Annotated in this window: 22 protein-coding genes; 20 read left to right on the top strand and 2 right to left on the bottom strand. The window is 38.2% G+C overall.

What is annotated here, in order from left to right; translation table 11 throughout:
- Positions 1-3 precede the first annotated feature (3 nt).
- The 9 genes from MKZ30_RS04925 to MKZ30_RS04965 all read left to right on the top strand — a co-directional run bounded on the left by MKZ30_RS04925 (position 4) and on the right by MKZ30_RS04965 (position 8,104).
- A complete protein-coding gene (locus MKZ30_RS04925) occupies positions 4-960 on the top strand; it encodes a YitT family protein (protein ID WP_002381974.1) in 957 nt (318 codons plus the stop codon).
- A 202-nt stretch (positions 961-1,162) separates the two neighbouring features.
- A complete protein-coding gene (locus MKZ30_RS04930) occupies positions 1,163-2,032 on the top strand; it encodes a class II fructose-bisphosphate aldolase (RefSeq protein WP_002357972.1) in 870 nt (289 codons plus the stop codon).
- 173 nt (positions 2,033-2,205) lie between these two features.
- Positions 2,206-3,498 (top strand): UDP-N-acetylglucosamine 1-carboxyvinyltransferase, encoded by a 1,293-nt coding sequence (murA, locus tag MKZ30_RS04935; protein ID WP_002357969.1) that lies wholly within the window; start codon positions 2,206-2,208, stop codon positions 3,496-3,498.
- Complete coding sequence (gene rho / locus MKZ30_RS04940; RefSeq protein WP_002357968.1) at positions 3,495-4,787, top strand: transcription termination factor Rho; 1,293 nt, start codon at positions 3,495-3,497, stop codon at positions 4,785-4,787. Before murA ends, rho begins: the two co-directional genes overlap by 4 nt.
- Before the next feature lie 99 nt (positions 4,788-4,886).
- Positions 4,887-5,156, top strand: coding sequence for a type B 50S ribosomal protein L31 (locus tag MKZ30_RS04945; protein ID WP_002357967.1), 270 nt, complete (start codon positions 4,887-4,889; stop codon positions 5,154-5,156).
- Positions 5,157-5,393: 237 nt separating this feature from the next.
- A complete protein-coding gene (locus MKZ30_RS04950; RefSeq protein WP_010816429.1) occupies positions 5,394-6,455 on the top strand; it encodes a WxLIP family cell surface protein in 1,062 nt (353 codons plus the stop codon).
- Positions 6,448-6,660, top strand: coding sequence for a hypothetical protein (locus MKZ30_RS04955; RefSeq protein WP_002382156.1), 213 nt, complete (start codon positions 6,448-6,450; stop codon positions 6,658-6,660). The genes MKZ30_RS04950 and MKZ30_RS04955 overlap by 8 nt, the downstream gene beginning before the upstream one ends.
- A gap of 226 nt (positions 6,661-6,886) precedes the next feature.
- Positions 6,887-7,765 (top strand): fructokinase ScrK, encoded by an 879-nt coding sequence (scrK, locus tag MKZ30_RS04960; protein ID WP_080279963.1) that lies wholly within the window; start codon positions 6,887-6,889, stop codon positions 7,763-7,765.
- A 90-nt stretch (positions 7,766-7,855) separates the two neighbouring features.
- On the top strand, positions 7,856-8,104 hold the full coding sequence (locus tag MKZ30_RS04965; RefSeq protein WP_002357962.1) for a YtxH domain-containing protein: 249 nt from the start codon (positions 7,856-7,858) through the stop codon (positions 8,102-8,104).
- 57 nt (positions 8,105-8,161) lie between these two features.
- On the opposite strand, the gene nfsA is transcribed toward MKZ30_RS04965, so the two are convergent.
- Positions 8,162-8,896 carry an oxygen-insensitive NADPH nitroreductase gene (gene nfsA, locus MKZ30_RS04970; RefSeq protein ID WP_033600723.1) on the bottom strand — a complete coding sequence of 245 codons (735 nt, stop codon included), beginning with the start codon at positions 8,894-8,896 and terminating at the stop codon, positions 8,162-8,164.
- An 83-nt stretch (positions 8,897-8,979) separates the two neighbouring features.
- Positions 8,980-9,438 carry an S-ribosylhomocysteine lyase gene (locus tag MKZ30_RS04975; RefSeq protein ID WP_002357960.1) on the bottom strand — a complete coding sequence of 153 codons (459 nt, stop codon included), beginning with the start codon at positions 9,436-9,438 and terminating at the stop codon, positions 8,980-8,982.
- 206 nt (positions 9,439-9,644) lie between these two features.
- Here MKZ30_RS04975 and MKZ30_RS04980 point away from each other — a divergent pair, with 206 nt between their 5' ends.
- The 11 genes from MKZ30_RS04980 to yycF all read left to right on the top strand — a co-directional run bounded on the left by MKZ30_RS04980 (position 9,645) and on the right by yycF (position 20,177).
- Complete coding sequence (locus MKZ30_RS04980; RefSeq protein WP_010713505.1) at positions 9,645-10,712, top strand: aspartate-semialdehyde dehydrogenase; 1,068 nt, start codon at positions 9,645-9,647, stop codon at positions 10,710-10,712.
- Positions 10,713-10,745: 33 nt separating this feature from the next.
- Positions 10,746-11,618 carry a 4-hydroxy-tetrahydrodipicolinate synthase gene (gene dapA / locus MKZ30_RS04985; protein WP_002382163.1) on the top strand — a complete coding sequence of 291 codons (873 nt, stop codon included), beginning with the start codon at positions 10,746-10,748 and terminating at the stop codon, positions 11,616-11,618.
- Positions 11,619-11,648: 30 nt separating this feature from the next.
- Positions 11,649-13,337, top strand: coding sequence for a ribonuclease J (locus MKZ30_RS04990; RefSeq protein WP_002375145.1), 1,689 nt, complete (start codon positions 11,649-11,651; stop codon positions 13,335-13,337).
- Positions 13,338-13,461: 124 nt separating this feature from the next.
- Positions 13,462-14,844 carry a bifunctional metallophosphatase/5'-nucleotidase gene (locus MKZ30_RS04995; RefSeq protein WP_033600722.1) on the top strand — a complete coding sequence of 461 codons (1,383 nt, stop codon included), beginning with the start codon at positions 13,462-13,464 and terminating at the stop codon, positions 14,842-14,844.
- 34 nt (positions 14,845-14,878) lie between these two features.
- Positions 14,879-15,514, top strand: coding sequence for a YutD family protein (locus MKZ30_RS05000; RefSeq protein ID WP_010712313.1), 636 nt, complete (start codon positions 14,879-14,881; stop codon positions 15,512-15,514).
- A gap of 5 nt (positions 15,515-15,519) precedes the next feature.
- Positions 15,520-16,290, top strand: coding sequence for a TIGR01457 family HAD-type hydrolase (locus MKZ30_RS05005; RefSeq protein ID WP_033600721.1), 771 nt, complete (start codon positions 15,520-15,522; stop codon positions 16,288-16,290).
- Positions 16,278-16,931 carry a TIGR01906 family membrane protein gene (locus tag MKZ30_RS05010; RefSeq protein WP_002382167.1) on the top strand — a complete coding sequence of 218 codons (654 nt, stop codon included), beginning with the start codon at positions 16,278-16,280 and terminating at the stop codon, positions 16,929-16,931. The genes MKZ30_RS05005 and MKZ30_RS05010 overlap by 13 nt, the downstream gene beginning before the upstream one ends.
- A 126-nt stretch (positions 16,932-17,057) precedes the next feature.
- Positions 17,058-17,627: a DUF1836 domain-containing protein gene (locus MKZ30_RS05015; protein WP_002361647.1), complete on the top strand. Its 570-nt coding sequence runs from the start codon at positions 17,058-17,060 to the stop codon at positions 17,625-17,627.
- Positions 17,620-18,480 carry a DegV family protein gene (locus MKZ30_RS05020; RefSeq protein ID WP_002357950.1) on the top strand — a complete coding sequence of 287 codons (861 nt, stop codon included), beginning with the start codon at positions 17,620-17,622 and terminating at the stop codon, positions 18,478-18,480. Before MKZ30_RS05015 ends, MKZ30_RS05020 begins: the two co-directional genes overlap by 8 nt.
- Before the next feature lie 117 nt (positions 18,481-18,597).
- The gene (locus MKZ30_RS05025; RefSeq protein ID WP_002382168.1) at positions 18,598-19,299 is read left to right on the top strand and encodes an MIP/aquaporin family protein; all 702 of its coding nucleotides are present in this window, start codon (positions 18,598-18,600) and stop codon (positions 19,297-19,299) included.
- Between the two features lie 173 nt (positions 19,300-19,472).
- Positions 19,473-20,177 (top strand): response regulator YycF, encoded by a 705-nt coding sequence (gene yycF, locus MKZ30_RS05030; protein ID WP_002357947.1) that lies wholly within the window; start codon positions 19,473-19,475, stop codon positions 20,175-20,177.

Consider the following 20,177-nt stretch of genomic DNA (forward strand, 5'->3'; position numbering starts at 1 on the left):
AAAATGAGTCGATTGGTTAGTACTTACCAAAGAAATGAATCGATAAAAAAAATAGCAGTGATGGCGATAACCGCTTTGACTTCTGCGGTCGGTTTGAATTTCTTTTTGATTCCGGCAAAAGTTTTTTCGGCAGGGATGAACGGAATTGCGCAAATCATTGCTACATTATTATATACAAATTTAGGAATCCATATTAATACAGGGATCTTCATTTTATTTTTAAACATTCCCGTCTTCATTCTAGGGTTTGTAAAATTAGGGAAACAATCAACGATTCTTAGTTTCATCAATGTTATTGGCATTTCCGTTGTGACTATGTTTGTGCCAATCGTAACAGTCACTACGAATCCTTTGATGAACGCAATTATGGGTGGTGTCTTAGTCGGCGTTGGTGCAGGGCTTTCATTGAAAATGGGCTTTAACACTGGCGGCATGGACATTATTTCACTGATTCTTTCAAAAACAACAGGGAAAACAGTTGGTAATTTTATGTTCTTATTAAATGGTATTATTGTGCTGTTGGCTGGTTTTGTATTTAACTGGGAAAGTGCGTTGTATACTATTATTTCTATTTATTGTTTGAGTCAGGTGGTCGACATGATTCATACCAGTCACCAAAAAGTCACAGCAATGATTGTCACCACGAGACCAGAAGCCGTTGCCTTAGAAGTTTCTCAACAAATCGCTCGTGGCATGACCTTGTTGCCTTCAATCGGCGGCTATTCAGGTGCAGAAGGTCGGATGATTATGATGGTCATTACTCGCTACGAACTCTATGATTTAGAACAAGCAGTTTACAGTATCGATGAGAATGCCTTTGTAAATATTTTACCAACACAATCGGTTTTAGGGCGTTTTGCCAATGAAGATGAACAACGGATTTTTCATAGTACAGGAACATTTCCTGAGCTTCAATCTTACAAGGTGAAACGTTATCCACCAAAGAAAAAATTAAAATAGCAAGTCGGCCTTCAGATCCCAAAGTGATAACGGGAAAACTGGAGGTTTTTTTATAAAAATGAAGGTTATGTGAAAGAATAGACAAAAATTTTCTGAAAAAGGGAATTTTACTAGAAAAGTGTCAGGAATTCTGCTAAAATAGAACCGTTGGTTAGGGAACACCTAACAAATAAAGTTTTTAAAAACTTAGGAGGAATTTTTTATGCCAGTAGTATCAGGAGCAGAATTCTTAAAAGCAGCACGTAAAGGCGGCTATGCAGTAGGTGGCTATAACACAAATAACTTAGAATGGACACAAGCGATTTTAGAAGCAGCAGAAGCTAAAAAAGCACCAGTTCTAATCCAAACATCAATGGGCGCTGCTAAATACATGGGCGGCTACAAAGTAGCTAAAGACATGATTACTAATTTAGTAGACTCAATGAATATCACAGTTCCAGTAGCAATTCACTTAGACCACGGTGACTACGAAGCTGCTTTAGAATGTATCGAAGTTGGCTATACTTCAATCATGTTTGATGGTTCTCACTTACCATTCGAAGAAAACTTAAAATTAGCGAAAGATGTAGTTGAAAAAGCTCACGCTAAAGGTATTTCTGTCGAATGTGAAGTTGGTTCAATCGGTGGTGAAGAAGACGGAATCATCGGTACTGGCGAATTAGCTGATATCGAAGAATGTAAACAAATGGTTGCTACAGGTATTGACTACTTAGCATGTGGTATCGGTAACATCCATGGTCAATATCCAGAAAACTGGAAAGGTTTAGCATTTGATCACTTACAAGCAATTGCTGAAGCTGTCGGTTCTGATGTACCTCTAGTATTACACGGAGGTTCTGGTATTCCTCAAGAACAAATTGAAAAAGCAATTTCAATGGGTATCTCAAAAGTTAACGTAAATACAGAATTCCAATTATCATTCGCTAAAGCAACGCGCGAATATATTGAAGCTGGTAAAGATTTAGAAGGTAAAGGATTTGACCCTCGTAAATTATTAGCACCAGGTAAAGCTGCAATCATCAAAGATGCAGAAGAACACATTGATTGGTTCGGTTCAGCTAACAAAGCTTAATCAACTAGTTACGTTAAAGACAGCCACAGCACGTGGCTGTCTTTTTTATTTTTTGTTATTTTTTCATTCTATTAAAATACCTGAGAAGTTTTCTTTTTTCTTAAGCTTGATTATGATAGAATGATTGGGTAGTTTATTTAGAAAACGTATATTACAGATAGGTGAGAATATAAATGAAAAAAATCGTAATCAATGGGAATCGTCCATTAAAGGGCGAAGTAACCATTAGCGGCGCCAAAAATAGTGTGGTCGCTTTAATTCCAGCTGCTATTTTAGCAGATTCGCCCGTGACTTTAGATGGCGTTCCTGACATTCAGGATGTTCACTCATTAATTGAAATTTTAGAAATTATGGGTGCTAAAATTACTTTTGAAAATAATACATTAATTATTGACCCAACAGAAGTTGTTTCTGTGCCAATGCCAAAAGGAAAAATCAATAGCTTACGTGCGTCCTATTATTTTATGGGCTCACTTCTTGGTCGATTTGGGGAAGGCGTTGTCGGCTTACCTGGCGGTTGTTACTTAGGACCTCGTCCAATTGATTTACATATCAAAGGATTTGAAGCATTAGGCGCTCATGTAACCAACGAACATGGGGCGATGTACTTGAGAACAGACGAAGCTGGCTTACAAGGAACACGAATTTTTATGGATATGGTATCTATTGGTGCTACAATCAATGTCATGTTAGCCGCAGTTAAAGCCAAAGGCAAAACGATTATTGAAAATGCTGCGCGTGAGCCAGAAATTATTGATATTGCTACATTATTAAATAACATGGGTGCAAAAGTCCGAGGAGCTGGAACGGACGTTATTCGGATTGAAGGTGTCGAAGAATTACATGGTTGTCGTCACTCGATTATTCCAGATCGAATTGAAGCTGGAACTTATTTAGCTATGGCAGCAGCTATGGGTGAAGGAATCAAAGTTCGAAATGTTATTTATGAGCATTTAGAAAGCTTCATTGCGAAATTGCAAGAAATGGGCGTTAAGATGACAATTGAAGAAGACATGATTGAAGTTCATCCGTCACATGATCTGAAAATGACAACGGTGAAAACCTATCCATATCCTGGTTTTGCCACAGACTTGCAACAACCGTTAACGCCATTACTTTTAAAAGCGCAAGGAACTGGTGAAATTATTGATACGATTTATGCTCAACGAAATAAGCATATCCCTGAGTTAGTGCGGATGGGGGCTGATGCTTCGGTTGAAGGCAATATGATTATTTTAAATGGTCCAAATCAATTGCACGGTGCAGAAGTAGTCGCCTCTGATTTACGGGCAGGCGCTTGCTTAGTCACTGCCGGCTTGATGGCTGAAGGTACGACCACAATTTATAATGTAGAATATATTTTACGTGGGTACGACCACATTATCGAAAAGTTAACTGCTTTGGGCGCTGATATTCAAATGCTAGAAACCGAAGAACAAGAAGGTCCGTTTGAGGTGGATCAATGAGCGACTATTTAACAATGGCTGAATTGGAAAACAGTACGTTAAAAGATATTTATGCGTACGCGAAAGAGTTTAAAATTCCTTATTATAGCCAAATGAACAAAAAAGAATTGTCTTTAGCTGTGATTCGTGCACAAGCTGAGAAGCAAGGGTTTTTCTTCATGGAAGGAATTTTAGATATTGTTTCTCAGGATGGTTATGGCTTTTTGCGGCCAATTAATTATGGACCAAGTGCAGAAGACATTTATATTTCTTCTTCTCAAATTCGTCGTTTCGGATTGAGAAATGGGGACAAAGTAGCTGGCAAGGCGCGTCCGCCAAAGGAATCAGAACGTTACTATGGACTCATGCATGTTGAAAGTGTCAATGGGAAAGATCCTGAAGAAGCGAAAGAGCGGCCACATTTTCCAGCGCTAACACCGTTGTATCCTGAAAAACAATTAACGTTAGAAACAACGGCTGGCAGATTATCAACACGAATGATTGATGTGTTTGCACCAATTGGTTTTGGGCAACGTGGTTTAATTGTAGCGCCGCCAAAAGCCGGGAAAACAAGTGTTTTAAAGGAAATTGCTAATGGGATTACAGAAAATCATCCTGATGTGGAATTGATTCTGTTGTTAATTGACGAGCGTCCTGAAGAAGTGACTGATTTAGAGCGAAGCGTTAAAGGCGATGTGGTTTCTTCAACTTTTGATCAACAACCACAAAATCATACGCGAGTTGCTGAATTGGTTCTGGATCGAGCAATGCGCTTAGTTGAAGACAAACGGGACGTAGTTATTTTAATGGACAGCATCACTCGTTTAGCAAGGGCCTATAATTTAGTGGTCCCGCCTAGTGGTCGAACCTTAAGTGGCGGAATAGATCCAGCTGCGTTTTTCAAACCTAAACGATTTTTTGGTGCTGCCAGAAATATCGAAGAAGGGGGCAGTCTGACTATTTTAGCCACGGCATTGGTGGATACAGGTAGCCGAATGGATGATGTCATCTATGAAGAATTCAAAGGCACAGGCAACATGGAGCTCCATTTATCTCGTGAATTAGCAGAGCGCCGTATTTTCCCAGCAATTGATATTAAAAAATCAAGTACGCGAAAAGAAGAATTGCTAATGACACCAGAACAACTAGAAGAAACGTGGAAATTGAGAAATAATATGTCAGGAGACTCGCTGGAATATACGGATCAATTCATAAAAATGTTAAAACGGACCCAAAATAATCAACAATTATTTGAAGTTTTCCATGATGTTTCGTTTGGTAAACAAATTAAAAGAAATCCAAAAAGATAATTGCATACCAACTGAAAACATGGTAAGATAGCATTGTTGTATACCGACAAAATAACTCTGATACAGCAAATGGATCAGGGCAAAGGAGCGAAAAAACGTATGAAACAAGATATCCATCCAAATTACCAACCAGTAGTATTCATGGATTCAACAACAGGTTTCAAATTCCTTTCAGGTTCAACTAAAGGATCTTCAGAAACTGTTGAATGGGAAGATGGCAACACTTATCCATTATTACGTGTTGAGGTTACTTCAGACTCACACCCATTCTACACTGGTCGTCAAAAATTCACACAAGCCGACGGACGTGTGGACCGTTTCAACAAAAAATACGGTCTCAAAGACGAAAACGCAAATCCAGACGCATAGTCTTTCAAAACATTGTTATGACAAGGTTTATAGAGGTTTTCCACTGTGGTGGGAAACCTCTATTTTTGCGTTAAATATGTAGTTTTAATTCAGAGAAAAGAAATAAAGCAACTTACCAATCTTTTCCTCTTTCTTTTCAAGATTATCCTTCCCAAAGGTCAAAGATTGATCATCATTGTTTCGCTGATTTGTTAGACTAGTAAGTACATTCAGCTTTATAAAGGAGATCTTGAAGAAATGAGTAGAAAAAAAGTCGGTGTTTTCTGTCTATTTCTGTTTTTTACATTTTTTATTATTGTTCCAAAAGTAGAAGCTACAGAAGAAATGAAGACTAAATTTACAGTAACGCCTGTTTTACCAGAAAATCAAGTGTCAGGAACATCTAGTTATTATGATTTAATTCTGGCACCAAAGCAATCTTCCACTATTGTCTTAGACATAAAAAATAAGACAGACGAAAAATTGTCCATCGTATTGACTCTAGCAAATGCATCAACAAATGATAATGGGTTGATTGTGTACAATGATTTTGATAAACCACTTGATTCATCGTTAAAGGTTCCGCTGACAGACTTAGTTACTTTAGAAAATGAGGAAGTGAGTGTGCCGCCTCATCAAACAGTATCAGCAAAGATGAAGGTGAAGGGACTTGATCAGCCTATCAAAGGAGTTGTTTTAGGCGGGGTTTACGCGCATCTCAAAGATGAAAAAGAGGAAGAGACCCAAACAACGGGCTTAACTAGTCGCTACGGGTTTAATGTTGCGATTGCCATGAGGAGTGCTGAGAATGCTCCTTTAACAGAAGTGAACCAACTGAAATTAACGAAAGTAACACCTACAATTGCTTTAGGGGCCAAATCACTAAAGGCGGTCATTCAAAATCCGTATGCTGCTATTTTTCCAGAAGTTCGTTTAGAAGGTCAAGTGATAAAAAAAGGATCCTCTAAAAAAATTGCACAACGGACACTAAAAAATGTTCGTTTTGCCCCAAATAGTTCCATGAATTTTCATCTTGATTTGGGTAAACAACCGCTAGATGCTGGGACTTATATATTTACAGGACGTGCTATTTTACAACAAGATGAACAACAGTCTTGGCCTTTTCAACAAGAATTTACGATTAACACTCGTGAAGCAAAAAAATTGAATCAAGAAGCTACGGTCAAATGGGTCCTACCCACATGGTGGTTACCGACTTTCTACACATTGTTAGTAATCACAATCGGGGCAATTTGTAGTGTCATTTGGCTCAATAATTATCAAAAAACAAGCGAAAAGGAGAGTGAGAATAATGGCTAGTTGGTTTTGGTTGTCTGGCGGTTTAGCGGTCATTTGTTTTATGTTTTTCCTCTTTTCTTTGCTGACTAGTATGAGTTTTATTCAGCATGCAAAAGAACCCAGAAGTATTCTAAAAGAAACGCTTTTAAGTTGGTTAATGCTTTTACTTAGTGGTGGCTGGATTGCAATCGGACTATTGTTATATTTTTCGCTAAAGAATCAATAAACAAAAAACGAGCATTCATTGTTAGATAACCGTGAATGCTCGTTTTTTTGTTTTAGGAAAATGCTCTTTAGCAACTTGCCAGATTTCATTGGGCAACCTGACTGAAATTGTTAAATTGTTCTGTCGAAACGACAAAAAAGTGGTAAACTAAACGTGTATGTCAGTTATTTAATCAAAAGTAATGTATCCGCTTACTTATAAAATGGAAACGAAGGAGCATATTGCAATGACAGAAAAACTTTTAGGAAGTATCGAAGCCGGTGGCACAAAATTTGTATGTGGCGTTGGGACAGATGATTTGACCATTGTGGAACGTGTCAGTTTTCCCACAACAACCCCAGAAGAAACAATGAAAAAAGTAATAGAATTTTTCCAACAATATCCTTTAAAAGCGATTGGGATTGGTTCGTTTGGTCCGATTGATATTCACGTTGATTCTCCTACGTATGGTTATATCACTTCTACACCAAAATTAGCTTGGCGTAACTTTGACTTGTTAGGAATTATGAAACAACATTTTGATGTGCCAATGGCTTGGACAACGGATGTGAATGCTGCGGCATATGGTGAGTATGTTGCTGGAAATGGGCAACATACATCTAGTTGTGTATATTATACAATTGGAACTGGTGTTGGCGCTGGAGCGATTCAAAACGGTGAGTTTATTGAAGGCTTTAGCCACCCAGAAATGGGGCATGCGTTAGTCCGTCGTCATCCTGAAGATACGTATGCAGGAAATTGTCCTTATCATGGAGATTGTTTAGAAGGGATTGCAGCAGGACCAGCAGTTGAAGGTCGTTCTGGTAAAAAAGGACATTTATTGGAAGAGGATCATAAAACTTGGGAACTAGAAGCTTATTATTTAGCGCAAGCGGCGTACAATACTACTTTATTATTAGCGCCAGAAGTGATCATTTTAGGCGGCGGCGTCATGAAACAACGTCATTTGATGCCGAAAGTTCGTGAAAAATTTGCTGAATTAGTCAATGGATATGTGGAAACACCGCCTTTAGAAAAATACTTGGTGACGCCTCTTTTAGAAGATAATCCAGGAACAATTGGTTGCTTTGCCTTGGCAAAAAAAGCTTTAATAGCTCAAAAATAACCATTTACTCGCAGTTCATGCATTATATTTGAAGGAAATGGCTAAGAATGATACTCTTATTATGTAATTAATTATTTAGGAGGGATTAGCATGGCAGATTTAAAAGGACGTTTTGACGATGCAAAAGATAAAGTAGAAGGTACTGCAAAAGAAGCGCAAGGCAAAGTTACGGATGATAAAGGCAAAGAACTTGAAGGAAAAGCTCAATCAACCTTTGCTGACGTAAAAGACAAAGCACGTGATGCCGGCGACGACCTTAAAGAAGGCGCTGAAAAATTAACTGATAAAGTTAAAGAAGGCTTTGAAGACTTAAAAGACAAATTTAGTAAAGATAAATAAAAATTAACAAAAGAGCGTGGGCTTACGTTGAAATAACGTAGGCCCACGCTCTTTTGTTTAGACATCAAATCCTTGCTTCTGTAAAAATGTTTTTACTTCTGGGCGACGATTATAAGAAAAATAGGACAAAGACTTCTGTGACCAATCCGCTGTTTGGGCGTTACTTGAGCGGCTGGCATAATAATCTTTTAATAATTCATCATATGTGTGCATATCTGTCAATTTGTCTGATTGGTAGTGATTTTCGCTTAAAATATTTTCAAAAGGCATCCGTGGTTTTACACCATTTAACGTTTCTGGTACACCGATTGTTAATCCGAAAAGTGGTACAGTTAATTCAGGCAAAGATAAGCGTTTGGCTACTGTGTCTAAGTCATTTCGAATGCCGCCAATATAACAAATCCCTAAATCCATAGATTCAGCCGCAATGGCCATGTTTTGCGCAGCAATCGTTGTATCAACGGCAGCTACTAATAATGATTCTGGTGTCTTTAAGGGTTCTAATGATTGCCCCTCTTTTGACAAAATCGTTGCATGACGATACAAATCAGCAACAAAAACATAGAACACACCAGTGTTAACGACATAGTCTTCACAATTCGCTAAACGTCCCAATTCTCTGCGTAGCTCAGGATCTTTGATTTCTATAATTGTATAAGCTTGTAAAAAATTGGAGCTTGATCCTGCTTGAGCTGCAGTAATTAACTGTTGTTTCTGCTTGTCCGTTAACGCTTGCTTTTTAAAATGACGAACGGAACGGTGACTTAGTAATTGTTCGATTGTTTGATTCATAAAAAACCTCCGTTTAAATTAAGAAAGAGAACAGAAAAACCCACAGCTTAATAGTGGGTTTCTCTGTCGTTAATTGCTAAAGATTACAGAATACGTTCAAATGGATCTAAACTAATTCCTTGGTCTAAGACAATTTTTGCATATTCTTTCGCTGCAAATAAAGAATGATCTTTGTAGTTTCCACACTCTTTTGCAGAGACTGCTGGAACAACTTCTGTATTGATTACTTTGTTTAAAACGTTGACTAATGCATCACGGATTTCTTGTGGTGAATGTTGATCCCACATAATCATATAAAAACCAGTGCGGCAACCCATTGGCGAAATGTCAATGATTCCTTTTAATTCATCACGCATGTTAACTGCTAATAAATGTTCCAACGTGTGTAATGCGCCTGTTGGTAGGGCATCTTTGTTTGGTTGTAAGAAACGTAAGTCATATTTTTCGACTAACGCATCACCATTTTGTTCTGTGCCAGCAAGGCGAACATATGGTGCTTTTACTGTGTTGTGATCTAATTCAAAACTTTCTACGCGTGCCATGAAATTTCGCTCCCTTTATAATTAAATTCGTTTTAACTATAACAAATTTAAGTCAAAAGTCAATGGATAGTCCTTTGATGGGTAATAGTTTTAAAATATCATGGGAAAATAAAAAAATCATTTTTTTGACTATGTAGGTTTTTTCAATACTATGGTAAAATAGGACAAGTAGCTTTTACAAGAAGGTAAGAGGGGAGTATGAAAATATGGGAAAAGAATATCATGTTGCCGTGGTAGGAGCAACAGGTGCTGTCGGGACAAGAATGATTGAATTGTTAGCAGAAACAAGTTTGCCAATTGCCAGTGTGAGGTTATTGGCGTCTAAGCGTTCTGCTGGACAAGAGATTCAGTTTAAAGGACAACCTCTTATCGTGGAAGAATTAGTCCCGGAATCATTTGAAGGAATCGATTTAGCATTATTTAGTGCTGGTGGGGGTATTTCCGAAAAGTTTGCACCAGAAGCAGTTAAGCGCGGAGCTGTCGTTGTTGACAACACTAGCCATTTTAGAATGGCAAAAGATGTTCCTTTAGTTGTTCCAGAAGTGAATCCGGAAGCCTTGAAAAATCATCAGGGAATTATCGCAAATCCCAATTGTTCTACGATTCAAATGATGGTGGCCTTGGAACCGATTCGGCAAGCTTTTGGCTTAGAACGAATCATCGTTTCAACGTATCAAGCTGTGAGTGGCGCAGGTATCCGTGCAATTAATGAGCTAAAAGAACAAGCCGAAGATTTTTTAGAGGGAAAACCTGTCAGCGAATGGTCAGCTGAAATTTTACCAGCTGGCAGTGACGAAAAACATTATCCAATTGCTTTTAATGCGTTGCCTCAAATTGATGTTTTTTCAGAAGCAGGGTATACCTACGAAGAATGGAAAATGATGAATGAAACAAAAAAAATCATGGGAGACAACAAGCTAAAAGTCGTTGCCACCTGTGTCCGTATTCCGGTAATTTCAGGACATTCTGAATCTGTTTATATAGAAGTGAAACAAGCAGATGCATCGGTCTCAGCCATCCAAGAATTAATGGCGCAAGCTCCAGGTGTAATTTTGCAAGATGAGCCAAGTGAACAACTATATCCACAAGCGCTAAATAGCGTCAACCAGAAAGAAACATTTGTCGGCCGTATTCGTCAAGACGTTGACGTGAAGAACGGTTTCCATTTATGGATTGTGTCAGACAACCTATTAAAAGGAGCTGCTTGGAACTCGGTCCAAATTGCTGAAACGCTACACGAAATGAATTTGCTTCGTGTACCTGAAAACGACTAGAAGGTTTGTATTGTATACTCGGGAGGGAATAGGATGGATTTAACGAATGCAACAATTATTACGGCAATGGTTACGCCGTTTCAAGAATCGGGAGAAATAGATTTTGATAAACTACCGCAATTGGTAGACTATTTATTGGCCAATCATACAGAAGGCGTTATTTTAGCAGGAACAACTGGTGAATCACCCACGTTGACTCATGAAGAAGAATTACAATTATTCCAGCGAATTATTGAACTGATCGATGGACGTATTCCGATTATTTGTGGTGTAGGTACGAATGATACACGTGACTCTGTCGCTTTTGTGAAAGAGTTAGCGACAATCGCTGGTATCGATGCTGTTTTGGCGGTTGTTCCTTATTATAATAAACCAAATCAAGAAGGTATGTATCAACATTTTAAAACCATCGCAGAAGCAAGTGAACTGCCAATTATTTTGTATAATGTTCCTGGTAGAACGGCTGCATGTCTAGAAGTGGAAACTACTTTGCGCTTAGCACAATTGGAAAAAATTGTGGCGATTAAAGAATGTGCAGGGTTAGATGCAATTACTGAGTTGATTGAAAGAGCGCCAAAAGACTTTCTAGTGTATACTGGAGAAGACGGGTTGGCTTTTGCCACCAAGGCACTTGGCGGACAAGGGGTTATTTCGGTAGCCAGTCATGTCTTCGGTTCGTCAATGTATGAGATGTATCAAGCGCTGGATCAGGGGAACTTGCCGGAAGCGGCTAAAATTCAACGACAGTTATTACCAAAAATGAACGCGTTGTTTTCAGTGCCTTCGCCGGCACCCGTGAAAGCGGCCTTAAATCATTTAGGTATTCCTGTTGGAAATTTACGGTTACCTCTAGTTGCTTGTACACCAGAAGAAGAGCAAAGAATTATTCGCACGTTAGAGATTTAAAGAACGTGTAATCATAGAGAGGTGAAAAGAGTGAGTACAATAAAAATCGTTCCATTAGGCGGCGTTCGTGAAAATGGAAAAAATATGTACGTTGCTGAAGTGGAAGATGAAATTTTTGTACTGGATTGTGGATTACAATATCCAGAGAACGAACTTTTAGGAATTGACGTCGTCATTCCGGATTTTACGTATTTAGAAGAAAATAGTGAACGAATTGCAGGGGTCTTTTTAACACATGGCCATGCAGATGCAATTGGGGCCTTACCGTATTTGCTTTCAAAAATTCAAGTGCCTGTTTTTGGGACAGAATTAACGATTGAACTAGCAAAACTAAGTGTCAACAGTCATGCGGAAACGAAGAAATTTAAAGATTTCCATGTGATTGACCCGCATACAGAAATTGATTTTGGTCAAGCAACGGTGAGCTTCTTTAAAACAACGCACACCATTCCAGATTCGATTGGCGTTAGTATCAAAACAAAAGAAGGTAACATTGTTTATACTGGTGATTTTAAATTTGATCAAAGTGCGATTGAGATGTATCAAACCGATTACGGCCGCTTAGCTGAAATTGGGAAAGAAGGCGTCTTGGCGCTACTTAGTGATTCATCAAATGCTGAAAACCCAGTCCAAGTTGCTTCCGAAGCCCAAATCGCTGATGAAGTGTTCGACACGATTCGCTATTGGGAAGGACGAATCATCGTGGCATGTGTGGCAAGTAATTTGCAACGGGTCCAACAAGTATTGAATGCAGCGGATCGTTCTGGTCGTAAAGTCGTTTTGACAGGCCAAGATTTTGAACGGATTATTCGGACGGCGATGAAATTGGAAAAATTACAATTGCCAAGCGAAGATCTATTAGTGAAACCAAAAGAAATGAAAAAATATGCACCCGAACAGTTATTAATTTTAGAAACAGGCCGAATGGGAGAACCGATTAAGTCACTTCAAAAAATGGCTAATAATACACATGGTGTCGTTCGAATTGAAGAAGGCGATTTAGTTTATATTACGACAACGCCGACAACGGCCATGGAAACAACGGTTGCTAAAACAGAGGATATTGTCTATCGGGCCGGTGCTACGGTGAAGCAAATTTCCGACAATTTACGTGTGTCTGGTCACGCTAATCCGAATGACTTGCAATTGATGTTGAACTTAATGAAACCCAAATATTTCATTCCTGTCCAAGGTGAATACCGCCAGTTAGCTGCGCATGCGGACTTAGCACACGAAATTGGCATGCCTTATAAAGATATCTTTATTACAGGTCGTGGGGACATTCTAGAGTATACAAAAGGTAGAATGTCGGTAGCTGGCAGCACAACGGCCGAAAATATTATGATTGACGGGATTGGTGTCGGCGATATTGGTAATATCGTTTTACGGGATCGTCGTATTCTTTCCGAAGATGGTATTTTTGTGGCTGTCGTGACAATTAATCGCCGAGAAAAACGAATTGTTTCACCAGCTAAAATTACTTCTAGAGGTTTTGTTTACGTTAAAACAAGTAAAGACCTAATGAAAGAAAGTAGCAATATTGTTACAGAAATTGTTGAAAAACATTTAGAAAGTGACGATTTTGAATGGAGCAAACTGAAACAAGAAATCCGCGAAAATTTAAGCCGTTATTTATTTGAACAAACCAAACGTCGTCCTGTGATCTTACCAGTTATCATGGAAGCGACGCAACGCAAGCGTCCCAAAAATAACGCATAGTTCGTCCTGATAAAAGCAGGTGATTTTAGGAGAAATTCTTTTAAAGTCATCTGTTCTTTTTTGTAACTTTCTTCTATAAATATGGTACTATTAATCAGAGCGCTGAATAAAGGAGGCGATTTTAGTGGAAGAGATTGTGTTGTTCCATACCAATGATCTTCATTCTCACTTTGAAAATTGGCCCAAAATACGGCGTCTGGTTAAAGCCAAACGTTCGCTGTACCAAAAAGAGGGCAAAACAGTCGTAACCATTGATTTAGGTGACTTTTCAGATCGGTGTCATCCTTTGACCGAAGCAACAGATGGTCGAGCAAATGTAGCTATAATGAATACATTAGCGTATGACCTGGTTACAATTGGAAATAATGAAGGAATCGGCAATTCAAAGAAACAATTAGAGCATTTATATGATCAGGCAACATTTGAAGTGGTCTTAGCTAATTTAGAAGACCCAAAAACCCAAACGTTACCAGATTTTTGTCAAGCATATAAAATTATGACAACTAAAGAAGGCACAAAGTTAGGGTTTATTGGCTTAACCGCACCATTTCCTTTAACGTATAATCCTAATGGCTGGACAATCAAACAAGTGGAAACAGTCCTTCCTCAACTGATTACAGAAGTTGCGCCTCAATGTGATGTTCTCATTTTGCTTAGTCACTTGGGGATAGATACTGATTTTATGATTGCGGCGAATTATCCTGAAATTCAAGTGATCTTAGGTTCCCATACACATCATTTATTTAAAGATGGTGAAAAAATTAATCATGTACAACTAGCAGCTGCTGGCAAATATGGACAGTATATTGGTGAAGTGCATCTGTTTGTGGATGCCGACACGAAGCAAGTTACAAGTTATGCGAAAACCATTGAAACAGCAAGTTTAGAAGAGCAAGCAACTGATGCCAAGGAAATTGCGGGTTACTTAACGGAAGGTCATCGACTATTGCAAGCGCAGCAAATTGCACAAATCCCTGAAACCTTGTCAACGGACTTACGGCAACCACATGCCTTTATAACTGTTGCCTTGAAGGCGTTAAAAGAAGCGGGGCAGACCGAAGCGGCTGTGTTGAACAACGGGTTATTTTTAGCAGATTTACCAGAAGGAATAATCAATGCAGACCAATTACATGAGGCTTTGCCTCATCCAATGCATTTAATCAAGGTTACCTTGAAAGGGTCAGACATGAGCCGCTTGATTCGTGAAATGGAAAAAAGTCGTCAATTTCTGCGGAAATTTCCGATTCGCGGGATGGGCTTCCGTGGGAAAATTTTTGGCGAATTATGTTATGATGGGATTCGTTTTGAGCGAAATAGCCAGACCGTTTTTTGGCAAGGGAAACCTATTCAGTCAGAGCAGAAATATACGCTGACAACAGTGGATCACTTTCAATTTGTTCCGTTTTTCCCAACGATTGAGTTAGTTGGAGAAGTCGAATTTTTATTTCCAGACGTTTTAAGAACTGTCGTGGCGAACTATCTGCATGCCCACTATCCAATCAAATAAAAACAAGGTATAATAAAAACTAGGTGGTGAAAAAATGACAGACAAAAAGACAACCGAAAAAAAAGAAACAGAAACAGAAACTGCTGCAACCTTTACAGAAGAACTAACAGCAGTTCTTGAAGAAATAAAAGAAGAACCTGTAAAAGAAAAGAAAAAAGGGGAAATTGTCACCATTGTGAATGAAACAGATATTCAAATTGGTGAAAGAGAGTACCGAATTGTTAAAAATCATCGTGATGCCTTTGATCCTGAACGCTTAGGTGAACGGTTTAGTGAAGTATTAGCGCGTTATGATTATATCGTAGGAGACTGGGGCTATGAACAGTTACGCTTGCGTGGCTTTTTTGATACTTCTAATCGTCGGGCAGCGCCGGATCAACGCATTGATACACTAGAAGACTATTTGTATGAATATTGTAATTTTGGCTGTGCCTATTTTGTAATTGAACGAACAGGGGAACGTAAAGAAAAAACAACGCATCGTCGTCGTCGCCATAAAAAGAATAATCGTTCTAATGCGTTTGTCGAGGAAAAGAGTGCGCCCGCTAATAAAAATAGCAAGCCAGTGATTCGTACACGAAAAGAAGAAAATAAAAAAACGACTACACCCAAACAGCCTAGTTCCAAAAAATCTGGCAAAGGCTTTACGATTCGTCAACGTGAGGAGTAAACAGAGTGAAAAAAGACTATCAAGGATATTTAATTGATTTAGATGGAACGATTTATTTAGGAAAAGAACCAATTCCAGCCGGAAAACGTTTTGTCGAGCAGTTACAGGAAAAAGATTTGCCTTTTTTATTTGTAACGAATAATACCACTAAATCTCCTGAAACAGTGGCACAACGTTTAGCAAATGAATTTGATATTCATGTCCCAACATCCCTTGTTTATACAGCGACTTTAGCGACGATTGATTACATGAAAGAAACCAATCGAGGCAAGAAAGTCTTTGTCATCGGCGAGGCTGGTTTAATTGACTTAATTTTAGAAGCAGGTTTTGAATGGGATGAAACAAATCCTGATTATGTTGTCGTGGGACTTGATACAGAATTATCTTACGAAAAAGTGGTTTTAGCTACCTTAGCCATTCAAAAAGGGGCGTTGTTTATTGGGACCAATCCAGATAAGAACATTCCGACAGAAAGAGGCTTATTACCTGGTGCAGGTTCAGTTGTGACGTTTGTGGAGACAGCTACTCAAACAAAACCAGTTTATATTGGCAAACCAAAAGCGATTATCATGGAACGAGCCATTGCGCATTTAGGCGTGGAAAAAGAGCAAGTGATTATGGTTGGAGATAATTATGAAACCGATATTCAATCAGGGATTCAAAATGGTATTGATAGCTTGTTAGTTACATCAGGTTTTACCCCTAAGTCCGCTGTTCCAAATTTGCCAACGCCGCCAACCTATGTTGTTGATTCCTTAGATGAATGGACTTTTTGAGTATGATGAGGTCGAAATTGCGTTTAAGGGAAACACTTGGACTCATTTGTTTGTTTTTAACGATTGTGGCTTTAAGTATCACGATCACGATTAATTTTCGTCCATTGTATCTTTTTGATATCCAACACTTAAATATTTTAAAAGACGTAGAGGTTGATCGTGTGACCTTGATTAAAAATTACGATCATTTAATGATGTACTTAAACAATCCTTTTGAAAAAACATTAGTATTTCCTGATTTTCCAATGTCTGATAGCGCGGCTTTTCATTTTTATGAAGTGAAAAAATTGTTTTTATTGTGCTATGGCGTATTACTAGTTACGTTGTTGCCTAGTGTCCTTTATTTAAAATATTTGGTAAAAAATCAGCGTTTATGGACATTGATACGGCCATTTCAGTGGGGAATGTTTTTGCCTGTGCTTTTTGGCTTTTTCATGCTGATTGGCTTTGATCAATTTTTTATTGCGTTTCATGGATTATTTTTTAACAACGATGCTTGGTTATTTAATCCGCTGACTGATCCGATTATCAATGCCTTACCTGAAGCCTACTTTATGCATTGTTTTATCTTGTTTTTTGTTTTATTAGAAGGCCTGTTTTTGATAGGTATTTTAATCGGAAAACGTTCTTTAAAAAAATAAAGAGAGAAAAGTGAACAATTCCAAAATTGCTCGCTTTTCTTTTTTGTTCAATCTAGTTTTAAAAACTAGATTGAATAATTGTCAAAAGTATGATATTCTTTTTTAGAAATGGTTAGGAGGGTTTTTATGGACGAGATAGAAAAATCACTACAAGATTGGGGCCAACAATTGGAAAATGTTCATTTGCCAAGATGGCATGAGTTACCAGATATTGAATTATATATGGATCAAGTGATTACTCTGATAGAAAAATACTTATCCCCATTGATTACACTGGAAAAACATACTTTGTTAACGTCCTCAATGGTTAATAATTATGTCAAACACGGGTTAATCCCGGCCCCGGTGAAAAAGCGCTACAATCAAAAGCATTTAGCGTTTTTAATTGCGATTACGTTGTTGAAACAAGTGTTAACATTGCCAGAAATTAAGCAAGGCATTTTATTCCAAGGAGCTACGGTTGGTATTCGTGAAGCGTACAATTTATTTTGTCAAGAACAGGAACGAGCGATTTATGTGATTGCTGCTCAAGCGCAAGAAAAAGAAGTTCAGGCCAAATCACAAGAACCTATGGGGATTGAATATTTGGCTGTAAAAGCAGCGACAATGTCTTTTGCTACTAAAATGTTTAGTGAAAAAGTGATTGAATTGGAACAAGAATACTTAAAAGAAATGGATGAGATGACACATGAATAAAGAAAAGATCGCACTACTGGTTGATTCTGGGACAGATGTTCCAGAGGCATTAGTCAAACAATACGGCATGTATGTCTTGCCTTTACAGATTATTTATCCTGAAAAAACCTATACAGATAAGGTAGATATTACACCAGAAGAAGTGTATCAACGTTTAGAGAAAGAAATCCCTAGTACTTCATTACCAGATGGCGCAACAATCCAAGCTATTTTTGACAAAATTAAAGAAGCGGGTTACGAAAAAGTCTTAGCGGTGACCATTTCTAGTGGTTTAAGTGGAACCTATAATGTGGTTCGCTTGCTTGGAGAACAAACCGAAGGACTAGATGTATTTGTTTTAGATACAAAGAACATTGGTATCGGGGCTGGCATTCAAGCGATTCGAGCAGCAGAATTAATTGAAACAGGATTAGGCTGGCAAGAATTACAACAAAAATTAACAGAAGAAGTAGCCAACGCAAAAGTATTTTTTAATGTAGCCACTTTAGAATATCTACAAAAAGGTGGACGAATTGGTTTAGTCACTTCTATTTTAGGCAATGCGCTAAAATTAAACCCTATTATTTCTTGTAATGAAGAAGGCATTTATTATACGGTGGCTAAGTCTCGTGGCCGTAAAAAAAGTCTTGATAAAACGTTTGAGTTGGTGACGAACTTTATAGGTGAAGCGCCCCGTTTTCGTTTGGCAGTTGCTCACGGTGCGGCAGAGGAAGAAGCAAAAGCAATGATGGAACGCTTGAAAGCGGCTTTTCCACAAGCAGAAGAAATTTACTTTGGAACGATTAGTCCGGCATTAGTTGTTCATACAGGACCAGGACTTTTAGGTGTTGGCATACAGTTATTAAATGATTGATTAAATGAAAAATCCTCTCAAATTTTTTTGAGGGGATTTTTCATTTAAGATTTCTCTTTTTCATAGAAATATCATTTTACTGGAAAAACAACGAAAATTATATTGAAAATTTCACGAATGTGTTACAATTCATCTACAAAGGGGGAATTTTTTGTGAAAAAAGCAATAGCAGAATGTTTAGGAACATTTATTCTTGTCTTTTTTGGGACAGGAACAGCCGTTCTAGGAAATGGTATGGAAGGGATTGGAACAACGGGGATTGCCTTAGCATTTGGCTTAACAATCGTTGCTGCTGCCTATAGTATTGGCACAATTTCAGGTGCACATCTAAATCCAGCTGTTTCTTTAGGAATGTGGCTTAATAAACGAATAACAACAATGGAACTAATCTACTATGTAGTGGGACAAATTGTTGGTGGCTTGATTGCCTCATTTGCATTATTAAGCATTCTAAAAGGTGCTGGTAAAAGTATTGAGAACTTAGGTCAAAATGGCGTAGGGGAATTAAGTGTTGCTGGTGCATTGACAGTCGAAATTATTTTAACATTTATTTTTGTTTTAGTTGTCATGACAGTTACAAGTGCTAAGAAAGGCAATGCTTCATTAGCAGGAATCGTAATTGGGTTAACACTAACAATGATTCACTTAGTCGGCATTCCTTTGACAGGAACTTCTGTCAACCCAGCTCGTAGCATCGCGCCAGCCGTTTTTGCGGGTGGTTCAGCGTTATCTGAGTTGTGGATTTTTATCGTTGCGCCATTAATTGGTGGATTATTAGCCGCTCTTGTAGCAAAATTCGTCTTAGATACGGAAGAATAGATTAGCGGAAGAAGAATCTTTGATAACAAGCGTCAATTGTTGTCAGAGATTCTTTTTTTGTTATACTAGGAGAACCTGAAGGCGCATTTTTAGCTAAAGATGAAAACATCATCAAAATAAGGTATAATAGGAAAGTATCAAATAAGATTAGAAGGAAAAAGAGGTGTCTCTTTGTGAAGAAAATTTTAGTAGTTGATGACGAGAAGCCAATTTCAGAGATCGTTAAATATAATTTGGTTAAAGAAGGATATGAAGTATTTACTGCTTATGATGGAGAAGAAGCACTTGAAAAAGTGGAAGAAGTGGAACCAGACTTAATTATTTTAGACTTAATGCTCCCTAAAATGGATGGCTTAGAAGTCGCGCGAGAAGTGCGCAAAACACATGACATGCCAATCATTATGGTGACTGCCAAAGATTCTGAAATTGATAAGGTTTTAGGATTAGAATTAGGCGCTGATGACTATGTAACGAAACCATTTTCAAATCGTGAATTAGTTGCTCGTGTAAAAGCCAATTTACGGCGAGGTGCAACCAATGCGAAAGAAGCCGAGGTGACAACGCAATCTGAATTAACGATTGGTGATTTAACCATTCATCCTGATGCATACATGGTCTCAAAACGGGGTGAAAAAATTGAATTAACCCACCGTGAATTTGAGTTACTTTATTACTTAGCAAAACATATCGGACAAGTCATGACTCGTGAACATTTATTACAAACCGTTTGGGGTTATGATTATTTTGGGGATGTGCGGACAGTGGACGTAACCGTACGTCGTTTAAGAGAAAAAATTGAAGATAGTCCAAGTCATCCAACGTATTTAGTTACTCGTCGTGGGGTTGGTTATTATCTAAGAAATCCTGAACAGGAGTAA

The organism is Enterococcus sp. LX10, from assembly GCF_023539285.1.
GTDB lineage: Bacteria > Bacillota > Bacilli > Lactobacillales > Enterococcaceae > Enterococcus > Enterococcus faecalis.

Coding starts and splice junctions, on each gene's coding strand:
- MKZ30_RS04925 (WP_002381974.1), top strand. CDS start 4: ATGAGTCGATTGGTTAGTACTTACCAAAGAAATGAATCGATAAAAAAA.
- MKZ30_RS04930 (WP_002357972.1), top strand. CDS start 1,163: ATGCCAGTAGTATCAGGAGCAGAATTCTTAAAAGCAGCACGTAAAGGC.
- murA (WP_002357969.1), top strand. CDS start 2,206: ATGAAAAAAATCGTAATCAATGGGAATCGTCCATTAAAGGGCGAAGTA.
- rho (WP_002357968.1), top strand. CDS start 3,495: ATGAGCGACTATTTAACAATGGCTGAATTGGAAAACAGTACGTTAAAA.
- MKZ30_RS04945 (WP_002357967.1), top strand. CDS start 4,887: ATGAAACAAGATATCCATCCAAATTACCAACCAGTAGTATTCATGGAT.
- MKZ30_RS04950 (WP_010816429.1), top strand. CDS start 5,394: ATGAGTAGAAAAAAAGTCGGTGTTTTCTGTCTATTTCTGTTTTTTACA.
- MKZ30_RS04955 (WP_002382156.1), top strand. CDS start 6,448: ATGGCTAGTTGGTTTTGGTTGTCTGGCGGTTTAGCGGTCATTTGTTTT.
- scrK (WP_080279963.1), top strand. CDS start 6,887: ATGACAGAAAAACTTTTAGGAAGTATCGAAGCCGGTGGCACAAAATTT.
- MKZ30_RS04965 (WP_002357962.1), top strand. CDS start 7,856: ATGGCAGATTTAAAAGGACGTTTTGACGATGCAAAAGATAAAGTAGAA.
- nfsA (WP_033600723.1), bottom strand. CDS start 8,896: ATGAATCAAACAATCGAACAATTACTAAGTCACCGTTCCGTTCGTCAT.
- MKZ30_RS04975 (WP_002357960.1), bottom strand. CDS start 9,438: ATGGCACGCGTAGAAAGTTTTGAATTAGATCACAACACAGTAAAAGCA.
- MKZ30_RS04980 (WP_010713505.1), top strand. CDS start 9,645: ATGGGAAAAGAATATCATGTTGCCGTGGTAGGAGCAACAGGTGCTGTC.
- dapA (WP_002382163.1), top strand. CDS start 10,746: ATGGATTTAACGAATGCAACAATTATTACGGCAATGGTTACGCCGTTT.
- MKZ30_RS05000 (WP_010712313.1), top strand. CDS start 14,879: ATGACAGACAAAAAGACAACCGAAAAAAAAGAAACAGAAACAGAAACT.
- MKZ30_RS05010 (WP_002382167.1), top strand. CDS start 16,278: ATGGACTTTTTGAGTATGATGAGGTCGAAATTGCGTTTAAGGGAAACA.
- MKZ30_RS05015 (WP_002361647.1), top strand. CDS start 17,058: ATGGACGAGATAGAAAAATCACTACAAGATTGGGGCCAACAATTGGAA.
- MKZ30_RS05020 (WP_002357950.1), top strand. CDS start 17,620: ATGAATAAAGAAAAGATCGCACTACTGGTTGATTCTGGGACAGATGTT.
- MKZ30_RS05025 (WP_002382168.1), top strand. CDS start 18,598: ATGTGTTACAATTCATCTACAAAGGGGGAATTTTTTGTGAAAAAAGCA.